15 protein-coding genes and 1 tRNA gene are annotated in these 17997 nt (G+C 68.4%); 13 read left to right on the top strand and 3 right to left on the bottom strand.

Annotated features, from left to right (window positions below; genetic code table 11):
- Positions 1 to 85: 85 nt before the first annotated feature.
- From scpB to serS, 4 genes are all read left to right on the top strand, one after another.
- Positions 86 to 766, top strand: a complete 681-nt coding sequence (gene scpB / locus ACYQ6W_RS17605) for an SMC-Scp complex subunit ScpB (RefSeq protein WP_459677100.1) — start codon at positions 86 to 88, stop codon at positions 764 to 766.
- A gap of 60 nt (positions 767 to 826) precedes the next feature.
- Positions 827 to 1333 (top strand): Sec-independent protein translocase family protein, encoded by a 507-nt coding sequence (locus ACYQ6W_RS17600; RefSeq protein WP_459677099.1) that lies wholly within the window; start codon positions 827 to 829, stop codon positions 1331 to 1333.
- 76 nt (positions 1334 to 1409) lie between these two features.
- A complete protein-coding gene (gene tatC / locus ACYQ6W_RS17595) occupies positions 1410 to 2165 on the top strand; it encodes a twin-arginine translocase subunit TatC (RefSeq protein ID WP_459677127.1) in 756 nt (251 codons plus the stop codon).
- 44 nt (positions 2166 to 2209) lie between these two features.
- Positions 2210 to 3484 (top strand): serine--tRNA ligase, encoded by a 1275-nt coding sequence (serS, locus tag ACYQ6W_RS17590; protein ID WP_459677098.1) that lies wholly within the window; start codon positions 2210 to 2212, stop codon positions 3482 to 3484.
- Between the two features lie 9 nt (positions 3485 to 3493).
- Here the strand turns inward: serS and ACYQ6W_RS17585 are convergent, their stop codons facing one another.
- Positions 3494 to 4291 carry a sulfite exporter TauE/SafE family protein gene (locus tag ACYQ6W_RS17585; RefSeq protein ID WP_459677097.1) on the bottom strand — a complete coding sequence of 266 codons (798 nt, stop codon included), beginning with the start codon at positions 4289 to 4291 and terminating at the stop codon, positions 3494 to 3496.
- Positions 4292 to 4464: 173 nt separating this feature from the next.
- Between ACYQ6W_RS17585 and ACYQ6W_RS17580 the strand changes: the two genes are divergently transcribed.
- The 3 genes from ACYQ6W_RS17580 to ACYQ6W_RS17570 all read left to right on the top strand — a co-directional run bounded on the left by ACYQ6W_RS17580 (position 4465) and on the right by ACYQ6W_RS17570 (position 7648).
- Entirely contained in the window at positions 4465 to 5463 is a 999-nt protein-coding gene (locus ACYQ6W_RS17580) for an SDR family oxidoreductase (RefSeq protein ID WP_459677096.1), read from the top strand.
- Positions 5464 to 5542: 79 nt separating this feature from the next.
- On the top strand, positions 5543 to 7102 hold the full coding sequence (locus ACYQ6W_RS17575) for a bifunctional aminoglycoside phosphotransferase/ATP-binding protein (protein ID WP_459677094.1): 1560 nt from the start codon (positions 5543 to 5545) through the stop codon (positions 7100 to 7102).
- Positions 7103 to 7177: 75 nt separating this feature from the next.
- Positions 7178 to 7648, top strand: a complete 471-nt coding sequence (locus ACYQ6W_RS17570; protein ID WP_459677093.1) for a CBS domain-containing protein — start codon at positions 7178 to 7180, stop codon at positions 7646 to 7648.
- Between the two features lie 26 nt (positions 7649 to 7674).
- On the opposite strand, the gene ACYQ6W_RS17565 is transcribed toward ACYQ6W_RS17570, so the two are convergent.
- On the bottom strand, positions 7675 to 8508 hold the full coding sequence (locus ACYQ6W_RS17565; protein ID WP_459677092.1) for a universal stress protein: 834 nt from the start codon (positions 8506 to 8508) through the stop codon (positions 7675 to 7677).
- A 212-nt stretch (positions 8509 to 8720) separates the two neighbouring features.
- Here ACYQ6W_RS17565 and ACYQ6W_RS17560 point away from each other — a divergent pair, with 212 nt between their 5' ends.
- The 3 genes from ACYQ6W_RS17560 to ACYQ6W_RS17550 are packed head-to-tail and all read left to right on the top strand — an operon-like array spanning position 8721 to position 12367.
- Positions 8721 to 10379, top strand: a complete 1659-nt coding sequence (locus tag ACYQ6W_RS17560) for a SulP family inorganic anion transporter (protein ID WP_459677091.1) — start codon at positions 8721 to 8723, stop codon at positions 10377 to 10379.
- Positions 10380 to 10418: 39 nt separating this feature from the next.
- Positions 10419 to 10880: a hypothetical protein gene (locus ACYQ6W_RS17555; protein WP_459677090.1), complete on the top strand. Its 462-nt coding sequence runs from the start codon at positions 10419 to 10421 to the stop codon at positions 10878 to 10880.
- Between the two features lie 20 nt (positions 10881 to 10900).
- Entirely contained in the window at positions 10901 to 12367 is a 1467-nt protein-coding gene (locus ACYQ6W_RS17550) for a sensor domain-containing diguanylate cyclase (RefSeq protein WP_459677089.1), read from the top strand.
- A gap of 66 nt (positions 12368 to 12433) precedes the next feature.
- Here the strand turns inward: ACYQ6W_RS17550 and ACYQ6W_RS17545 are convergent.
- Positions 12434 to 12507: transfer RNA gene (locus tag ACYQ6W_RS17545), tRNA-Gln, on the bottom strand.
- 178 nt (positions 12508 to 12685) lie between these two features.
- Between ACYQ6W_RS17545 and ACYQ6W_RS17540 the strand changes: the two genes are divergently transcribed.
- From ACYQ6W_RS17540 to ACYQ6W_RS17530, 3 genes are all read left to right on the top strand, one after another.
- Positions 12686 to 14173, top strand: a complete 1488-nt coding sequence (locus ACYQ6W_RS17540) for a PfkB family carbohydrate kinase (RefSeq protein WP_459677087.1) — start codon at positions 12686 to 12688, stop codon at positions 14171 to 14173.
- Between the two features lie 11 nt (positions 14174 to 14184).
- Positions 14185 to 16332, top strand: a complete 2148-nt coding sequence (locus ACYQ6W_RS17535; protein ID WP_459677085.1) for a malate synthase G — start codon at positions 14185 to 14187, stop codon at positions 16330 to 16332.
- A 155-nt stretch (positions 16333 to 16487) separates the two neighbouring features.
- Entirely contained in the window at positions 16488 to 17990 is a 1503-nt protein-coding gene (locus ACYQ6W_RS17530) for an ABC transporter substrate-binding protein (protein WP_459677083.1), read from the top strand.
- The last annotated feature ends 7 nt before the right edge of the window (positions 17991 to 17997 follow it).

Below are 17997 nucleotides of genomic sequence, written 5' to 3'. Positions count from 1 at the left end.
GGGGGGAGGGGCATCGGCTAGCTAGCCCTGTGAGACCGGCCACCTGGCGGTCGGTTCCCTCCCACGATCCGGGACGAAAGACGAATTGAGCGTATCCGAGGAATCCCTCCGCCTGGCCGAAGCGCTGGTCTTCGCCTCCACCGCACCCGTGCCGCTGCGCGTGCTGAAACCCCTGCTGCCCGAGGACGAGGCGATGGAGGCGGTGGTCGACGCGCTGCGCGCGCGCTATGCCGGCCGAGGCGTGGAACTGGCGGAAGTCGCGGGCGGCCTGCAATTCCGCACCGCGCCCGATCTGGCCCCGCGCCTTACCCGCGTCATCGAAGTGCCGCGCCGCCTGCCGCGCGTCGCCATGGAGACGTTGGCCATCATCGCTTATCGCCAGCCCGTCACGCGGGGCGAGATCGAGGAGGTGCGCGGCACGGCGTTGTCCCAGAACACGCTCGACGCCCTGCTGGAGGCGGAGTTGATCGCGCCCTGCGGCCGCAAGGAGAGCCCCGGCCGGCCGACGCTATGGGGGACGACGCCGACCTTCCTTGCCAAATTCGGCCTCAAATCGCTCTCCGACCTGCCGCGGCGGGAAGATCTGATCAACGACAATGCGGTGATGGGCGGCCTGCCGCCCGGCGCCATGGACCCGTCGGCCGAGCCCGAAACGGAGGCTGGCGCTGAGGCGGCGGAGGCGGAAGGCGGGGCGGAACCCGTCACCGGAGACACCGCGGCGGACGAACCTCCGTCGCCCGAGGAGACACCGCCCGCCGCCACCTGAGGCGGAGTTTCCCTGCCCGCCAATCCCTGCTAGCAGTCCGGGGAGGAGCAAGCGCCCGCCATGTTCGATTTCCTGTCCTGGTCCCATATCGCCGTCATCGCGGCCGCGGCGCTGATCTTCATCGGCCCCAAAGACATGCCTGTGGCGATCCGCTCCATCACGACCATGCTCAAGAAGGCCCGGCGGATGGCGGGCGAGTTCCAGAGCCAGATGGACGAGGTGGTGCGCGAGGCCAATCTCCACGAGGTGCGGGACAGCATCAACGAGCTGCGCGGCGGCCTTGACGTCCGCAAGCAGATCGGCCGGATGATCGACCCGGACAATTCCATCCGCTCTGCCTTCCAGGACCCGCTGACCACCCCCGCCGGTGGCACGCACGCCGCCTCCAGCGATCCGACGGCAGTCGAGACGGTGGCCGTCGGCGAGTTTCCCGAATACCGCATCGACCGGCCGGACGATCTGGAGCCGGCTTTGGCCGAGGGGCCGGCACGGCCGGCCTTCGTGCCGCCCACCCTGAGCCTGACGGGAGGCCGCCCGGCCTTCGTACCGCCAGGCATTCGCCGCTGATGGCAGCAACCGACTGAGAGAGACCGAGGCAGCCGACGTGGCGCGCGACGACAACGACGTAATCGACGACAAGCCGATGCCGCTGCTCGAGCATCTGGCGGAACTGCGCCGGCGGCTGCTGTGGTCGGGCGCTGGCTTTCTGCTCGCCTTCCTGGTCTGCTACCACTTCTCCTTCCAGATCTACTCCTTCATCGCCGAGCCGCTGGTGCATGTGATGAAGAGCCGAGGCCAGGAGCCGCGGCTGATCTATACCCAGCTCTACGAAGCCTTCTTCACCTACATCAAGGTCTCGGCCTATGCCGCGATCTTCGTCTCCTTCCCGCTGATCTCCTCGCAGGTTTGGCTGTTCATCGCGCCCGGTCTCTACCGGAGCGAGAAGAAGGCGCTGCTGCCCTTCATCGTGGCGACCCCGGTGCTGTTCCTGGCGGGTGCAGCGCTCGCCTACTACTTCATCTTTCCCGTCGCATTCGGTTTCTTCCTGAGCTTCCAGACGCCGGCTGCGCATCCGGCCGCCGACGGCATGCAGATCGAGCTGATGGCCAAGGTCTCCGAATATCTTGGCCTGGTCATGAAGCTGGTCTTCGCCTTCGGCGTCGCCTTCGAACTGCCTGTCGCGCTCACGCTGATGGGTAAGGTCGGCATCCTCACCTCGAAGACGCTGAAGCGCTACCGCCGCTACGCCTATGTCGGATGCTTCGTGATCGCCGCCGTGTTGACGCCGCCCGACATCCTGACCCAGTGCGGCCTCGCCCTGCCGCTGATCCTGCTCTACGAGATTTCCATCATCTCCGTCCGGCTGGTGGAGCCGAAGCCGCAGGATGACGAGGAATAGCGCGGCCCGCCGTGCGCTAAGCCCATAAGACCGAGAGCCTGACCATGCATGACATTCGCGCCATCCGCGCCGAACCGGCGGCCTTCGACGCCGCTATGGCCCGCCGCGGCCTGCCGCCCCAGTCGGAGGCGATCCTGACGCTGGACGCAGACCGTCGCACGGCGCTCTCTGTGTTGCAGGAGAAGCAGGCGAAGCGCAACGAACTCGCCCGCGACATTGGCAAAGCCAAGCGGGAAGGTGCGGATACGACGAGCCTGGAGCAGACGGCCGTCACGCTCCGCAGCGAGATGGAGCAGTTGCAGGCGGAGGCCGACCGTGCGGATGCGGAAATTCGCGCCCTCCTCGAATCCCTGCCCAATATCCTGCAGGAGGACGTGCCGGACGGCGCCGACGAAAGCGCCAACCTCGTGCTCAAGAGCTGGGGGGAGGTCCCCTCCTTCGACTTCCCGCCGCGTCAGCATTTCGAGCTGGGCGAAGCGCTGGGACTGATGGATTTCGCGAATGCCGCGAAGCTCGCCGGCGCCCGCTTCACCGTGCTGCGGGGTGCGCTTGCGCGGCTGGAACGCGCCCTCGGCCAGTTCATGATCGACCTGCACACGGTGGAGCATGGCTACGAGGAGATGGTGGTGCCCACCCTCGTCAACGATGCCGCGGTCTACGGCACCTCGCAGCTGCCGAAATTCGCCGAGGACCTGTTCCGCACTACGGATGGGCGCTGGCTGATCCCGACCGCCGAAGTGCCGCTCACCAACATGGCGGCGGGCGAGCTTACGCCGGAGGCGCGCCTGCCCTGGCGCATGACGGCGCTGACCGATTGCTTCCGGAGCGAGGCGGGCTCGGCCGGGCGGGACACGCGCGGCATGCTGCGCCAGCATCAGTTCCGGAAAGTGGAGATGGTCTCCATCACCCGGCCGGAGGAAAGTGCCGCCGAGCATGAGCGCATGACGCGCTGTGCCGAGACGGTGCTGGAGCGCCTGGGCCTGCCCTATCGGCGGATGCTGCTCTGCACCGGCGATACCGGCTTCGGGTCCTCCAAGACCTTCGATCTCGAAGTCTGGCTGCCCGGCCAGCAGGCCTGGCGCGAGATCAGCTCCTGCTCGAACATGCGGGATTTCCAGGCGCGGCGCATGAACGCTCGTATCCGCGGCGCAGACGGCAAAGCCGCCGGCTTCGCCCATACCCTCAACGGCTCCGGCCTCGCCGTCGGCCGCACGCTGATCGCCGTGATGGAGACTTATCAGCAAGCAGACGGCACCATCCGCGTGCCAGAGGCCTTGCGGCCCTATATGGGCGGCCTGGCGGTCATCGCGGCCGGCTGAGGAGCCCGCTCAGACCGTCAGCATCTTGATGCCGACGAGCAGCAGCACGGTGGCGAGCGACCATTTCAGGAAGGTCTCCGGCGCCCGGCGCGCGGCGAGGCTGCCGATGATGATTCCTGGGATCGAGCCGATGAGCAGCGAGCCGAGCAGCGGCAGGTTGACGGCGCCGAGGAACCAGTGGCCGACGCCCGCGAGCAGGGTGAGGGGGACGGCATGGGCAATGTCCGATCCCACGATGCGGACGACCGGCATCCGCGGATAGAGGAAAAAGAGGGCGATGGTGCCGAGTGCGCCGGCGCCCACCGACGAGATCGAGACGATCACGCCGACGATGAAGCCGACGAGGATGGTGAGCCAGACCGAGGTGCGCTCGCCGAAATCCGGGTTGCGCTCCAGCGCGATCCGCAGCACCTGGTCCTTGAGCACCAGGGACACTGCGCTGAGCAGCAGGGCGACACCGAGGACGAGAGAGATCGCGGTGTTCACCGCGTGGCTTGCGGTGCCGAGCTTGCCGATCACCAGCAGGGTCAGAACGGTGGCGGGCAGCGACCCGGTGGCGAGCAGCCCAACGATGCGCCATTCCACCGCCTTGCCCGCATTGTGGATGGAGGTACCCACGGTCTTCGTCGCCGCCGCGAAGAGCAAATCGGTGCCGACGGCGGTGGAGGGATGGAAGCCGAAGAGCAGGACGAGAAGCGGCGTCATCAGCGATCCGCCGCCAACGCCGGTCAGCCCCACCAGGAGGCCGACGAGCAGGCCGGACAAAATGTAGCCCGGCGACAACGCCGCGTGGCCCACGGCCATCATCGCGTAACCTCTCTGTTTTCTCGCTTGTGCGTCAGACCCTTGCACCCGGTCAACCGCCCGGAGGACAGGGCGCTGCGGGCTTTCCCGCCTTTGTGACTGGCCCGGGCGGGGGTGATCGCCATGTCCCGATCACGTGAGCGGGGTATGGCCCCGATGGATGGAGCACGAAGACCATGACGAAGATCGCAGTCATCACCGGGGCGAGCGCGGGCGTGGGCCGGGCGACGGCGGAAGAGTTTGCGCGCCATGGCTATGCTCTGGGCCTCATCGCCCGGGGCGCGGAGCGGCTGGAACGGGCGGCGGCCGAACTGTCCGGTCGCTATGGCGTTCGCGTCCTGCCGCTGCCGACGGACGTCGCCGATGCGGCCGCCGTGGAGCGGGCGGCCGATCGGGTGGAAGCCGAACTCGGGCCGATCGGCGTCTGGGTCAACGTCGCCATGGCAACCGTCTTCGCGCCTGTGTCCCGCCTGGAGGCGGCGGAGATCGAGCGGGCGACCCAGGTCACCTATCTCGGGCAGGTGCATGGCACGATGGCGGCACTCTCCCGCATGCGTTGGCGCAACCGTGGCACCATCGTCTGCGTCGGTTCCGCGCTCGCCTATCGCTCGGTGCCTTTGCAGGCCGCCTATTGCGGAGCGAAATCCGCGATCCGCGGTTTCGTTGATTCCCTCCGCTCCGAGATCATTCACGACAAGCTCGACGTGCATCTGACCATGGTCGATCTGCCCGCGGTGAATACCCCGCAATTCGACTGGGCGGCGAACAAGATGGGCCGCAAGGCCCGGCCTGTCGCACCCGTCTATCAGCCCGAGGTGCCGGCGCGCGCGATCTATTTCGCGGCAACCCATCGGCGGCGGGAGGTTTGGGTCGGCACCTCGACCATCCAAGCCATTCTCGGCAACCGGTTGGCGCCCGGGCTGCTCGACTGGTACCTCGCGAAGACGGCGTATAAGGGACAGCTGCGGGATGTGCCCTCCACAGGCGACGCCAAGGGCAATCTCTTCGAGCCCGTGCCCGGCGATTTTTCGGCGCATGGCGATTTCGACCGTGAATCGCGCCGGCGCAGCCTCGAGGTCTTCACCGATCGCCACAAGGCCGCGTTCATGGGAACGGCGGTGGCGGCGCTGGCGCTGGGCGGCATTGCCCTCGGCCGCCGTCTCGCCCGCGGCTGAGGCGCCGGACCGTTTTGATGCCGATCAAGGCTTGCCGCCGCCTGCACCGATAAGCAGGCTGGGGGCGGAGGAGCGGCACATGGGCGACACCAGGTCCACCGAGGCCGAACATCAGGCTCGGGTCTTCACCTTTCTCGCCGATCCGGCGACGCATGGGCTGACGGAGCCCGTGCGTCGCATCGACACTCATGCCGCGTCCGTCTTCCTGGCGGGGCAGGACGTCTACAAGGTCAAGCGCGCGGTCCGCTATCCCTTCCTCGACTTCTCGACGCTCGACCGTCGGAAACGGGCTTGTGAAGCGGAACTCCGGGTCAATCAGCCGAACGCTCCCGGGCTGTATCTCGGCCTGCTGCCAATCACCGAAAGCGCAGCCGGCCTTCAGCTCGGCGGCGACGGCCCGGTGCTCGAATGGGCCGTGCATCTCCGCCGCTTCGATGAGGCGGCAACCTTAGACCGGCTGGCAGAGCGCCGCGGGCTGGACGCAAGACTGGCAGCGCGGCTCGCCGATGTCGTGAGCGCGGCCCATGCGCGCGCCCCGGTGGTGCAGAACCCAGCGGCCGTCCTCCATCTCCGCACGATCCTTACCGACACGGTGGAGGATCTGCAGGGGGCAATCGGCCCGCTGCCGGGCCCGCAGGTGGCACAATTCGTTTCGGGCGCAGGCGAGGCCTTGGAGCGGGTGATGCCGCTGCTCGAAAGCCGCGCGGCACACGGCTTTCTTCGCCGCTGCCACGGCGATCTGCATCTCGGCAATATCGCGCTGATTGACGGCGCACCGGTGCTCTTCGACGCGATCGAGTTCGACGAGGCGATCGCCACCTGCGACCTGCTCTATGATCTTGCCTTCCTGCTCATGGACCTATGGGATCGCGGCCTGCATGCCGAAGCCAATCTCCTCTTTGGCCGCTATCTCGTCGCAAGCGCAGCACCGCTTGCGCAGATGGCCGCGCTCGAAGCCTTGCCTTTCTTCCTGGCCCTGCGTGCGGCGATCCGCGCCAAAGTATTGATCGCGCAAAGCCGGCTGAGCGAAGAGGCCCAGCGCGCCGTCACGAAACTGGAGGCGGCGCGGCGCTATCTCAAGGCGGCTTGCGCCTTCCTGACCCCGCCTCCGTCCAGGCTCGTCGCCGTTGGCGGCTTCTCGGGCAGCGGCAAGACGCGGCTCGCGACTGCCCTCGCGCCGGTGCTTGGCGCCGCACCCGGCGCCGTGCATCTGCGCAGCGACGTGCTGCGCAAGGCGATGTTGGGCGCAGGAGAGACGACACGCCTCGACCCCGAGGCCTATCGGCCCGAGGTGACGGCCCGGCTTCGCATGGAAATGGCCCAGCTTGCCCGCGCCGCGCTCCGCGCCGGGCACAGCGTTATCCTCGACGCGACCCATCGGCATCCTTCGGAGCGGGCGGAGGCAGCGGATCTCGCGGCAAGTCTCGGTGTGGCCTTCCGCGGCCTCTGGCTGGAGGCGCCGGAGGTGGTGCTGCGCGCGCGGATCACAGGTCGGCAGGGGGACGCTTCGGACGCGACCGCGGCGGTGCTGGCCGCTCAACTGGCTGACGGGACCGGCCCGCTCGACTGGACGCGGCTGGATGCGACCCAGCCGATAGAGACCCTTCTGCGTTGGGCGGGGCCCCTCGCGACCGGCTGACGAAACTTGCGGCAGATCAATGTCGGTTCCCCGCCGGCTTCTTAACCTTTCCGCCAACCAATGCGGGAGGCGCGAATGTCGATCGATGCAGCAGATATCATGACCCGGACGGTGGTGACCGTGGGCCCGGACGAGCGCGTTCCGGAGATCGCACGCCGCCTCGTCGCGCATGGCGTCAGCGCAGTGCCCGTCTGCGATGCCGCCGGGCACGTGCTCGGCATGGTCAGCGAAGGCGACCTGCTGCGGCCTTTCACCAAGGAGCGGGCATTGAAACGCGCCTGGTGGCTGGAAGTGCTCGCCGAGGGGCAGGATCTCGCGCCGGAGTTCAAGGACTATGTCAGCCTGGACCATCGTTCGGCGCGGGAGCTGATGACCACGCCGGTGGTCACTGCGGATGAGCAGACAAGCCTCGCCGAACTCGCCGATCTGATCACGGCGAAGCAGGTGAAGCGCCTGCCCATTCTGCGGGAGGGGCGGATGGTGGGCATCGTCAGCCGGTCCGACATCGTCCGCGCGCTGGCGCGCGGCGCCGTGGTTGAAGGCTAGGTTCCGGCGGCTCTCGGCGCCTGCTCTCAGTGAGAGAGCAGGGTCGGGATTTCCGGGTGGGTCAGCAACCGGCGCGTCACGCCGCCGAAGAGCCATTCCTGCGCCCGGCTATGCGCATAGGCCCCGGCGACCAGGAGATCGGCGCTCTCTTCCTTCGCGATCTGTTGCAGCCGCCTGGCATCCTCGCCCACGGAGGCGGCGGCATGCTGAGCGGCCGTGATGCCGTGGCGGGCGAGCCAGCCGGCGATCAGGCGCAGGCGACGCTCGGCCTCGGGAAGTTCGGCCTCGGGGACGAGTTCTACGAGCGTGACCCGGCGGCATTTGTGCAGCAGGGGCAGGCTGTCGGCCAAGGCGCGGCGGGCTGGCACGCCGTCTTTCCAGGCGACCAGAGCGTGGGTCAGCGTGAGGGCGCGATCGGGCGACGTGGGCAGGACGAGGACGGGGCGCCCGGCCTGCATCACGAGATCGCCCAGCCGGAAGGCCGCGGGCGGGGCGGTGAACCCGCGCGGCGGCTCGCTCGCCGCCAGAATGAGATCGCTGCTGCGCGCATGGTCGCCGATGGCGGCGGCGATGTCTCCGGCGTGGAGATCTGCGTGCCAGCCGATGGTCGGGGCCTGGCCCTCCATGCCTGCGCGAAAGGCGGTCTCCACCCTCTGCATCTGGTCCATGCGGAGGGTCCGGTCTTCGGCGGCGAGATCCGAGGCAAGATAGGCTTCGCTGGGCGAGATGCGGAGTGGCGGCGCGAGCACGAGGCCGTCGATATGGGCACCGAAACGGGCGGCGAGGCTGGCGGCAGCGCCGATCACCGCGGCATTGTCGGTATCGGGCTGAAGGGCGGCGAGGAGAGAGGTGAGTGACATATACGTCTCCCTGGGGAGCGGCGCACGGCCGCGAGGGCGGAGTGCGATCATTCTGCCCCTCGATGCCGGCCTCGCATTGATCGGGATCAAGATGGGCTGGGCCCGTTTTCGGTGACCGGTCCATCTTCTATCACGCGTGAAGGCAGAGGAGGGCGGAGAGGTTGTCTTTGAGAGAGGCCGGGCGGCTGCAACCGCCGGCGCGGGAGGGCGGGATGCTCTTCGCCTCACTGCGCGGCTGGCGACCGTCCTGGTTGCCCCATGATCTCGCGGCCGGCCTGCTACTGACGGCCATCGCAGTTCCCGAGCAGGTGGCGACGGCCCGGCTCGCTGGCATGCCGGCCGAGAGCGGCCTCGTCGCCTTCATCGTCGCGACGCTCGCCTTCCTCCTGCTCGGCCGCAGCCGCTTCCTGTCGGTCGGCGCCGATTCGACGATCGCGCCGATCTTCGCGGGGGGCCTCGCCGCCTTTGTCGCTTTCGCCTCGCCCGACTATCGCGCCCTGGTACCCGTCCTCGCCATCGCGGTCGGGCTCATCCTGCTGATGGCCGCCGTCTTGCGGGCTGGCTGGATCGCCGATCTCCTCTCGATCCCGGTGACCAACGGCTTTCTTGCCGGGATCGCCATCCACATCGGGGTCGGCGAACTGGCGCCGCTGCTCGGCCTGCCTGGCGCGGGGGGCGGGCTCTTGGCGCAGCTCAGCGCCGCCGTTTCGGGGCTTGGCGCCTGCAATGCCTATGCCTTGGCCATCGGCCTCGGCGCCGCGCTCGCAACGATCCTGACCGAGCGCTATGCCCCTCATTGGCCGGGCGCGCTCTTCGCCGTCCTGCTCGGCAGTGGGGCGGCGGCGCTCTTCGGCCTGGACCAGCATGGCGTGGTGATGATGGCGCCGCTCTCCAGCCTCGCCCTGCCGGCCCCCGCCCTGTCGCTGATTCCGCTTGCCGACTTGCTGCGCCTGCTGCCGCTCGCCCTCATCCTCGCCCTCGTCTGCATGATGCAGACGGCGACGGTGCTGCGGGCCTTTCCCGACGATGCCGATCCGCTGGCGCCGCTCGACCGGAATTTCGCCGGGGTCGGGCTCGGTTCCATCGCGGCCGGCTTGGCCGGCGCCTTCCCGGTGAATGCGAGCCCGCCGCGCACGGCCGCGGTGGTGGAAGGCGGCGGCCGCTCCCAGCTCGCTGCTCTCGTCTCGGCCGGTGCCGTGCTGTGCCTGCTGCTCCTGGGCGGATCGCTGTTTCGCCTGGTGCCGCAGCCGGCCCTCGCCGGAATCCTGCTCGCCATCGCCGTGCGCCTGTTCCGGCTGCAGGAGATGGCAGCGATCTGGCGGCAGAACCGGCCGGAGAGCCTGCTCGTGCTCGCGAGCGCCGTGCTCGTGGTGGTGCTGCCGATCGAGATCGGCATGCTCTGCAGCATCGGCCTGTCCCTCGCCCAGAGCATCTATGGCATCGCGCGGCCACGCTGCGTGGCGCTGGCCCGGGTGCCGGGCACCACCATCTGGTGGCCGCCGGAGCCCGGGGAGGCGGGGGAGCGGCTGCCCGGTACCCTGGTCTTCGCCATCGGTGCGCCTGTCAACTTCACCAATGCGCTCTCCATCTGCCGGCAGCTGGAGGCGATGGTGGCGGCTGCGCCCGAGCCCGTGCGCCGGATCGTGCTGGAGGCGAGCGGCGTGGTCGGCATCGACTATACCGGCGCCCGGCTGCTCGGACTCACCATCGGCCGGCTCAAGGCACGTGGTATTCCAGTTGCCATGGCGCGGCTTTCATCGGAAAAGGCCCAGTGTGTGGCGGCCCGGAGCGGGCTGCTGAGCCGGCTGGGGGAAGACGCGGTCTTCCACTCGGTCGAGGATGCGATCCAGGGCGTGCCGCCGTCTCGCTGAGGCCAGCGTTGGCCGCTCTCCTGGAGCGAGGGAGAAGGCATGCGGCTGAAATCGGGACTGTGTCATCTGGCGGCAGCGGTGACCCTCTGCTGTGCCCTGCCTGCGGCGGGACGCGCGGCGGTGCAGAGCGGCAGCTGGAGTGGCGTCTACCGCTGTGCCCAGGGTCTGACGGGCGCCCATCTCACGCTGGTCGTGGCGCCCGACGGCACCGCGGAGGGGCTCTTCGAATTCTATGCCATCACGCAGAACCCCGGCGTGCCCCGGGGCTGCTTCGAGATGAGCGGGCATCTGGACCAGGCGGGGCATCTGGCGCTGGCACCCGGCGCTTGGCGCCTGCAACCGCCAGGCTACGTGGCGATCGGCCTGACCGGTGCGGAAGACGGGGCGGACCGCCTGGTGGGAGAGGTGCAGGGGCCGGGCTGCAGCGTCTTCGCCCTGGTTCCCGTCGCCCCCGGCCTGCCTGCCAGCACGCCGTCCGCCTGCCAGGGGGCTATCTCGTGATGCGGGACGTGGACGACGCAATGGCCGCATGCCGAGAGGATGAGGCGGCGCTCGCCGCCGGCATGTTCGACCGCGCGCCGGTTTCGCTGTGGCTCGAAGACTATAGCGGCCTTGCCACCATCTTCGCCGAGTGGCGGGCGGCGGGGGTGACGGCGCTTGCCCCCTTTCTTGCCGAGGATGAGGCGCGGGTGCGCCGCTGTGCGGCGAGCCTGCGCGTCTTGCGCGTCAATCCGCGGACCCTCGAGCTTTTCGAGGCCGAGGCGCTGGAGGAGATCGTGGGCAATCTCGACCGCGTCTTCCGGGCGGAATCGCTCGCCAGCCACGCCCAGGAACTGGTGCAGCTCTGGGACGGTAAGACCCGCTTCTTCAGCCAGACCGTCAATTACACGCTGTCCGGCCGACGGCTGGACGTGGAGGTGACGGGCAACGTCCTGCCCGGATACGAGGCGGACATGGGCCGCGTGCTGGTGGCGGTGCAGGACGTGACGGAGCGGGAGGCCGCGCGGCGCCAGCTCATTGAAAGCGAACGCCATGCGCGCGGGCTTTTCGAATTCTCTCCGGTGTCGCTGTGGGTTGAGGATTTCAGCGCGATCCGCCGTCTGCTCGAAGAGCTGCGCGAGCGCGGCATCAGCGATTTCCGCACTTTTCTAGACGTGCATGAGGATTTCATCCTGCGCTGCATGCGGGAGATCCGCGTGCTCGAAGTGAACGACTACACGCTGAAGCTGTTTCGCGCGCGGGACCGGGAGATGCTGCTTGCCGGCACATCCGAAATCTTCCGTGACCGGATGCAGACTCACTTCAAGGAGCAGCTGATCGAGCTGTGGGACGGCAAGGTCCACCAGCAGCGCGAGGTGGTCAACTACAGCCTGACGGGAGAGGAGCTCTATCTGCACATGCAGTTCTCCGCGATGCCCGGGCATGAGACGGATTGGACGCGCGTGCTGGTGGCGCTGACCGACATCACCGCCCGCAAGAAGGCGGAAGCCTATCTCGAGTTCTTGGGCAAGCACGACGAACTGACGAAGCTCTACAACCGGTCCTTCTACGCGGACGAGATCAACCGGCTCGACCGGCGCGGACGCTTCCCCGTCTCCGTCATCATTCTCGATCTCAACGGGCTGAAGGAGGTGAACGACGTGCTTGGCCACCAGGCAGGCGACGCGATGCTGCGGCGCATGGGCGAGGTTCTGGGCAAGGCAGCGACCGGCCAGCAATTCGCCTGCCGCATCGGGGGGGACGAGTTCGCCATCCTGATGCCGGAGACGGACGAGCACGGCGCCGCCATGATGATCGAACAACTTCAAGAACTGATGGCGATCAACAACCAGTTCTACGGGACGCCGCTGACCGTCGCGATGGGCCATGCGACGGCGCGCGAGGGGATGCGGCTCGAAGCCGCCATCCGCCAGGCGGACCGGGCCATGTACGAGGCGAAGCGGGCCTATTACCTCGACGGCCCCGAGACCCGCGGCTCCCGGGAGTGAGGGCGGGGACGATCCGCTCGCTGCCCCAGTAGGGGGAACGCCGCTCGATCATTTATTTTAGGAGGGTGGCTGGGGGACCTGGATTCGAACCAAGGCTGCCCGGGTCAGAGCCGGGAGTTCTACCGCTAAACTATCCCCCAACGGGATGGCGGCGCACTTAACACGCGGCTCCGGGGGGATCAACCTCCCCCTTATGCGTTCCCCTCATATGGGCCGCGCACCGGCAGGGCTTTCCGGACGGCGGCCTTCCTGAGCCCTTCGGCACCACTGCCGCGATCTCCACTACCCGCGATCGCACATTGGGGCTATTTCGGTTTCATGAACGATGTGAACGGTGCCTCCACCGCCCTGCCGACCGACGCCGCCGAGGAACTGGCCGACGCGGCCCGGCAGCTGAGCCGGGCCTCCGTCCTCGTCGTGGGCGACGCGATGCTCGACCGCTTCTTCTACGGCGAGGCCAATCGCATCAGCCTGGAAGCCCCGGTCCCCGTCCTCTGCGTCCAGCGCGAACTATCCTTGCCGGGGGGCGCCGCCAACGTGGTGCGCAACATCACGGCCGTGGGCGCGGCCGCGGCCTTCGTCTCGGTGGTGGGGGACGACATGGCGGGCTCGGATCTGACGGCGCTGATCGGCCGCCAGAGCGGGGTCGAGCCCTGGCTGCTCGTTCAGGGCGCCCGCATCACCACGGTCAAGACGCGCTTCATCGCGAGCGGCCAGCATCTCCTGCGGGTCGATACGGAGGACCCGGGGCCCGTCCATCCGAAGATCGCCGAGCGCCTGCTGCGCATCGCCACCGATGCCATGGCGGCGACCAGCGTCACCATCCTCTCCGATTACAGCAAGGGCGTGCTTGCCGGGGAGATGCCGGCGCAGCTCATCGCCGCGGCGCGGGCGGCTGGCCGGCCGATCATCGTCGATCCGCGCGGGGAGGATTATGCCCGCTATGCCGGGGCGGACGTGATCATGCCGAACCGCCGGGAACTCGCGGCCGTGACCGGCCTGCCGGCCGACACGGATGCCGAGATCGAGGCAGCGGCGCGTAGCCTGCTCACGCGCCACGGCATCGGCGCGATGCTCGTCACCCGGTCGGAACATGGCATGAGTCTGGTGGAGGCGGAGTCCGCCTGGCATTTTCCTGCCGAAGCGCTGGACGTGCACGACGTCTCGGGCGCCGGAGATACGGTGGCGGCCGTCCTTGCCGCCGGCCTCGGCGCACGGCTGCCGCTGCCGACGGCGGCCCGCCTCGCCAATGTCGCGGCCGGCATCGTCGTCGGCAAGGTCGGCACCGCCGTCGCCCGACGGGACGACATCCTCACCCGGATCGATCCCGGATCGGGCAATCGCAGCAAGATCGTCAGCCGGGAGGCGGCGATCGAGCAGGCCGAGCGCTGGCGACGGCGGGGCTGGCGCGTCGGCTTCACCCATGGCCGGTTCGACCGGCTGCACAAGGGCCACGCCCATCTCCTCGAACAGGCCCGCGGCGCCTGCGAGCGGTTGATCGTCGCGATCGAAGGCGATGCGCTGTCGGGGCGGGGGCGCCGTCCGCCGCGCCCGGCGGCCGAACGGGCGGCCGCCCTTGCCGCGCTGCCGGCCGTCGATCTGGTCTGCATCCTCGAAGAGCCGTCGCCCCTCGACATGATTCTCGCTCTGCGGCCCGATCTTCTGGTCAAAGGGGCCGATCACGCCCCGGGTGACATCGTCGGTGCCGACAAGGTGACGGGCTGGGGCGGCACCGTGCTGCGGGCCGAGTTGCTTCCGGCTTCCGCGGGCGGCCATGGCGGTCTAGCCTCCCGCCACGCCAGATAGAGGAGCCGGGCATGCAACGGATCGACGCAGGCGGCCTTCAGGTCGCCAAGCCACTTCATGACTTCGTCGAGACCGCGGCTCTCCCCGGAACGGGGATCGCGCCTGCCGCCTTCTGGGCCGGCTTTTCCGCGCTCGTTCATGAGCTGGCGCCTGAGAACCGCGTCCTTCTCGCGCGCCGGGATGCGCTGCAGGCGGCGATCGACGCCTGGCACAAGGAGCACAAAGGCCCAGGCGAGCCCGCCGCCTATCGCGCCTTCCTGGCCGAGATCGGCTATCTGGAGCCCGAGCCCGCGCCTTTCCAGGTGCGCACGGATCGGGTGGACGACGAGATCGCCCGCATCGCCGGGCCGCAGCTCGTGGTTCCGATCACCAATGCCCGGTACGCGCTGAATGCCGCCAATGCGCGCTGGGGCAGCCTCTATGATGCGCTCTACGGCACGGACGCGATCGACGAGGCGAATGGCGCCGAGCGCGGCCGGGCGCTCAATCCGGTCCGCGCCGCCCGCGTGGTCGCGCGGGCCAAGGCGCTGCTGGACGAGATCGCGCCGCTTGCCTCGGGCAGCCATGCCGGGGCCCGTGCCTATACCATTGCCGCCGGTGCACTGCTGGTGGACGGCCAGCCCTTGCAGACGCCCACCGCCTTCGCGGGCTATCGCGGCCCGGCCGAGGCGCCGACCGCCATCCTGCTGCGCCATCATGGCCTGCATGCGGAGATCGTGGTCGATCGGTCGCATCCCATCGGCCGGGACGATCCGGCGGGTGTCGCCGACATCCTGCTCGAATCCGCCATCAGCACGATCATGGACTGCGAGGACAGCGTCGCTGCCGTCGATACGGCGGACAAGGTGGCGGTCTACACGAACTGGCTGGGCCTGATGCAGGGGACGCTCGCGGCCTCCTTCGAAAAGGGCGGCCGCACGCGCGAGCGCCGGTTGGAAGCCGACCGCGTCTCTACCGCGCCGGATGGCGGCACGCTGACCCTGCCGGGGCGCAGCCTGATGCTGATCCGCAACGTCGGCCATCACATGATGACGGATGCGATCCTGACCCGGGACGGGGCGGAGATTCCCGAGAACCTGATGGACGGGGTGATCACCGCGCTCATCGCGATGCATGATCTGCGGTCCACTGGGCCGATCCGCAACAGCCGGGCGGGGTCGGTCTATATCGTCAAGCCCAAGATGCACGGCCCCGCCGAAGTCGCCTTCGCCAATGGCTTCTTCGACCGGGTGGAGGATCTGCTCGGCCTCGCCCGCCACACGCTGAAGATGGGCATCATGGACGAGGAGCGCCGCACCTCCGCCAATCTCGCGGCTTGCATCGCGGCGGCGAAGGATCGCGTGGTCTTCATCAATACCGGTTTCCTCGACCGGACGGGCGACGAGATCCACACCTCGATCGAAGCGGGGGCGATGGTGCGCAAGAACGCCATGAAGTCCACCGCCTGGATCAAGGCTTACGAGGACCGCAACGTCGACATCGGCCTCGCCGCGGGGCTGCGCGGCCGGGCGCAGATTGGCAAGGGCATGTGGGCGGCGCCGGACCGGATGGCCGAGATGCTGGAGCAGAAGGTGGGCCATCCCCGCGCCGGCGCGAATACCGCTTGGGTGCCGTCGCCCACGGCGGCCACCCTGCATGCGCTGCATTATCATCAGGTGGACGTCGCCGCCCGCCAGGAAGAACTGGCGAGCCGCGCCCAAGCTGGGCTCGACGCCCTGCTGACCATCCCGGTTTCCGAAGGCGCCAACTGGTCGCCCGAAGAGATCGCGCAGGAGATCGACAACAATTGCCAGGGCATCCTCGGCTATGTGGTACGCTGGGTCGATCAGGGCGTCGGCTGCTCCAAAGTGCCGGATATCCATGACGTGGGGCTGATGGAGGACCGCGCGACGCTTCGCATTTCCTCCCAGCACCTCGCCAACTGGCTGCATCACGGCGTGGTGTCGGAAGCCGAGGTGATGGGGGCGCTGCGCCGGATGGCGGCGGTCGTCGACAAGCAGAATGCGGGCGACCCGCTCTACCGACCGATGGCGCCCGGTTTCGACGGCCCGGCCTTCAAGGCCGCCTGCGACCTCGTCTTCAAGGGCCGCGCCCAGCCCAACGGCTATACGGAGTTCGTGCTGCACGCCTGGCGGCGAGCGGCGAAGGCGGCTGAATGATCGGACCCGCCCCGCCCGCAGGAGGATGAGTACTCATCGTTCGTTGGCGGGACGGATCGTTCCCCCGGTCGCGCCCGCCTTCGATCCCTTTCGCTCTTGGCAGCGGGCGCGCGCGATGATCTTCTGCCGGTCGGCAGAAGATGAGGGTCCGGCCGTTGAAACAGCCAAAGGTAAAGCGTTCCTGGGGATGGGTCGGGGCGGCGGCGCTGTCGACGCTTCTGCCGCTGCATGCGGCGCTGGCTGGACCGCCGGATAGCCTGACGCTCGCGATCGCGCTCGAGCCGCCGGGGCTGGACCCGACGGCGGGGGCGGCGGCAGCCATCCGTGAGGTGACCTATGCCAACATCTTCCAGGGGCTGACCCGCATCGACCAGGCCGGCAAGGTCATCCCCGACCTTGCCAAATCCTGGACCGTCTCGCCCGATGGCCTGACCTATACCTTCGCGCTGCAGCCGGGCGTCACCTTCTCGGACGGCACGCCCTTCGATTGTTCCATCGTCAAGTTCAGCTATGGCCGCGCCATGGCACCGGATAGCGTAAACGCGCAGAAGCAGCTCTTCGCGCCGATCGCGAGCATCGCCTGCCCAGCGCCGGACCAGGCGGTAGTCGCTCTCAAGCAGCCGACCTCGACTTTTCTCTACGACATGGCCTGGGGCGACGCCGTGATGGTGGCGCCGAATTCGGCCGCGACCAACAAGACGAAGCCGGTCGGCACCGGGCCCTTCATGGTGAGCCGCTGGGTGCCGGGCGACCGGATCGAGCTGGTGCGCAACCCGCACTACTGGGGGGCGGCGCCCGCTCTCGCCTCCGTCACCTTCCGCATCATCCCCGATCCGGCGGCGGCGACCGCGGCCCTTCTCTCCGGGGCGATCGACGCCTATCCGGATTTCCCCGCGCCCGAGACGGTGCCCAAGTTCCAGCATGATCCGCGCTTCACGGTCGAGATCGGCACCACCGAAGGCAAGGTCATCCTGGCGCTGAACGACACCCGCAAGCCCTTTGACGACGTGCGCGTGCGCCACGCGCTCGCCTATGCGATCGACCGCAAGGCGATCGTAGAAGCCGCCTATTCGGGCCTCGGCACGGTCATCGGCTCCCACTACACGCCGAACGATCCGGGCTACGTCGATCTGGCCGACACCTATCCCTACGATCCCGCGAAGGCGAAATCCCTGCTCAAGGCGGCCGGTGTGGCGCCCGGCACGACCTTCACCATCACCCTGCCGCCGCCGAGCTACGCGCAGCGCTCGGGCCAGTTGATCGCGGCCTATCTGTCGCAGGTCGGCATCAACGCCAAGCTCGAATCCGTCGAATGGGCGAAGTGGCTGTCCCAGGTCTTCAGCCAGTCGGATTTCGACGCGACGGTGATCGCGCATGTGGAAGCGCAAGATCTCGATATCTATGCCCGCCCGCACTACTACTTCAATTACCACAGCCTGGCCTACGATGCGCTCTACAAGGAGTACATCGCGGCGACGGACCCGGCGAAGCAGACGGCGCTGGTGCAGCAGTTGCAGCGTCAACTGGCAACGGACGAACCCAACGTCTTCCTGTTCGCTCTGCCCAAGATCGGCATCTGGAAAGCAGGTCTGCAGGGCATGTGGAAGAACGAGCCGATGCCGATGGATGACGTGACGGGCGTCTCTTGGGCAAAGTGAGCGGCGC

The sequence above is a fragment of the Acidisoma sp. 7E03 genome (genome assembly GCF_054665075.1).
Note: the sequence above shows the minus strand (reverse complement) of the source record. Positions and strands in the feature narration are given on the sequence as shown.

Coding starts and splice junctions, on each gene's coding strand:
- ACYQ6W_RS17600 (WP_459677099.1), top strand. CDS start 827: ATGTTCGATTTCCTGTCCTGGTCCCATATCGCCGTCATCGCGGCCGCG.
- tatC (WP_459677127.1), top strand. CDS start 1,410: ATGCCGCTGCTCGAGCATCTGGCGGAACTGCGCCGGCGGCTGCTGTGG.
- serS (WP_459677098.1), top strand. CDS start 2,210: ATGCATGACATTCGCGCCATCCGCGCCGAACCGGCGGCCTTCGACGCC.
- ACYQ6W_RS17585 (WP_459677097.1), bottom strand. CDS start 4,291: ATGATGGCCGTGGGCCACGCGGCGTTGTCGCCGGGCTACATTTTGTCC.
- ACYQ6W_RS17580 (WP_459677096.1), top strand. CDS start 4,465: ATGACGAAGATCGCAGTCATCACCGGGGCGAGCGCGGGCGTGGGCCGG.
- ACYQ6W_RS17575 (WP_459677094.1), top strand. CDS start 5,543: ATGGGCGACACCAGGTCCACCGAGGCCGAACATCAGGCTCGGGTCTTC.
- ACYQ6W_RS17570 (WP_459677093.1), top strand. CDS start 7,178: ATGTCGATCGATGCAGCAGATATCATGACCCGGACGGTGGTGACCGTG.
- ACYQ6W_RS17565 (WP_459677092.1), bottom strand. CDS start 8,508: ATGTCACTCACCTCTCTCCTCGCCGCCCTTCAGCCCGATACCGACAAT.
- ACYQ6W_RS17560 (WP_459677091.1), top strand. CDS start 8,721: ATGCTCTTCGCCTCACTGCGCGGCTGGCGACCGTCCTGGTTGCCCCAT.
- ACYQ6W_RS17555 (WP_459677090.1), top strand. CDS start 10,419: ATGCGGCTGAAATCGGGACTGTGTCATCTGGCGGCAGCGGTGACCCTC.
- ACYQ6W_RS17550 (WP_459677089.1), top strand. CDS start 10,901: ATGGCCGCATGCCGAGAGGATGAGGCGGCGCTCGCCGCCGGCATGTTC.
- ACYQ6W_RS17540 (WP_459677087.1), top strand. CDS start 12,686: ATGAACGATGTGAACGGTGCCTCCACCGCCCTGCCGACCGACGCCGCC.
- ACYQ6W_RS17535 (WP_459677085.1), top strand. CDS start 14,185: ATGCAACGGATCGACGCAGGCGGCCTTCAGGTCGCCAAGCCACTTCAT.